The organism is Ensifer adhaerens (assembly GCF_013283195.1).
Classification (GTDB): Bacteria; Pseudomonadota; Alphaproteobacteria; order Rhizobiales; family Rhizobiaceae; genus Ensifer; species Ensifer adhaerens_G.
In genome coordinates this window covers 1-1,501 of the sequence record NZ_JABEKT010000017.1, presented here as the reverse complement: position 1 = coordinate 1,501, position 1,501 = coordinate 1, and the positions used below count along the sequence as shown (strand labels likewise).

Genomic DNA, 1,501 nt, shown 5'->3' with positions numbered 1-1,501 from the left:
AACGTCGAGAACCTCACCAAGAACGGTGCCGGTGCTATTACCGGCGTCGGCAATGGGCTTGCAAACAACATGCTCGGCAACAACGGGGCCGATACGCTTTCGGGCGGTGATGGCAACGACATCATCGACGGTGACGACGGCAACGACAGACTGCGTGGCGGAGCCGGCAACGATACCTTCAACGACAACAGCGACAACGATGTCTACGTCTACGATACGATCAATTTCGGCGACGACACAATCAACACGTTCGATGCTAACCCTGCCGGCGGTGGCCAGGATTTCATCGACCTGAGCGGCCTCGGCATCACCGCAGCCAACTTTGCGACACGCGTTCTGGAAACACGTGTGGTCGTTCCCGGGACGGACGATACGTTGTTGACCATTCGGGATGCCACCGGCACGACCACGATCGGTACGATCCTCGTCGATGCCGTTGATCCCAATGACATCACTATCGCCGATTTCATCCTCGCCGATACACCGGCTCCGGCTGCCATCAACGGTACGATTGCAGGCAACGCCCTGACCGGATCGACCTTTGCCGATCAGATCAACGGCCAGGGCGGCAACGATACGATCAATGCCGGCGCGGGCGATGACACGATCACCGTCGATGTCGGCGAGGGTCGTGACATCATCAACGGCGAAAGCGAAGATGCGAATGGCGATACCGTGGTCGTCAACGGCGACGCTTCCAACGAAACCTTCCGGGTTTACACCCGCACCGAATGGGCAGCCGTCGCCGGTAACAACGTGGGCAGCCTCAACGCGGCGACGGAAATCGTCATTACCCGCAACGGCACGAACTTCGCTTCGGTCATTGCCGAACTCAACGACATCGAAGAGATCGTCATCAATACGGGTGCAGGCGACGACACGGTCCTGACGATCGGCGATTTCTCGCCCACCGGCCTCAGCGTCAACACGATCACGATTGATGGCACGGCTGGGGACGACACGGTCGATATCAGCAGCCTCCAGTCAGCCCACCGCATCCTGTTCCGTTCCAATGGCGGCAACGATACGATTATTGGAACACTGCGGCCTCAGGACGTGATTGAGTTGGTGGAGGGCGCGAACCTCGAAGATTACACGGCCACCGAAGCCGATGGCATGACAACGCTGACCAACGGCACGCACTCGATCACCTTCTCCAGCGGTGTTCTGCCGACCCTGCAGGTTCACGGAGGTTCGGACGACGATGACGACGACACTGATGATGATGATGATACGGTCGGCGGCGGTGACGACGACGACGACGATGATGACGCTGGCGGCGACGACGACGGCAGCGACGATGGCGACGATGACGGCGACGGTTCGGGTGATGGCGACGGTGGCGAGACGCCGTTGCCGGTTGCGGCCCGCACGCTGATCGGGACGTCGGCCGCGGATGTTCTCCTGGGTGGTGGTCTTGCCGACGTGCTTCTGGGCGGCGGCGGCAGCGACATCCTGTCGGGGGATGCCGGCAGCGACGTGCTGCGCGGCGAGGACGGCG

The 1,501-nt window shown here is 61.2% G+C and carries 1 protein-coding gene; it reads left to right on the top strand.

Annotated features, from left to right (window positions below; genetic code table 11):
• Positions 1-1,501 (top strand): autotransporter outer membrane beta-barrel domain-containing protein (locus LPJGGPFB_RS32840; RefSeq protein ID WP_486599036.1); only part of this gene is annotated, 1,501 nt, incomplete at both ends.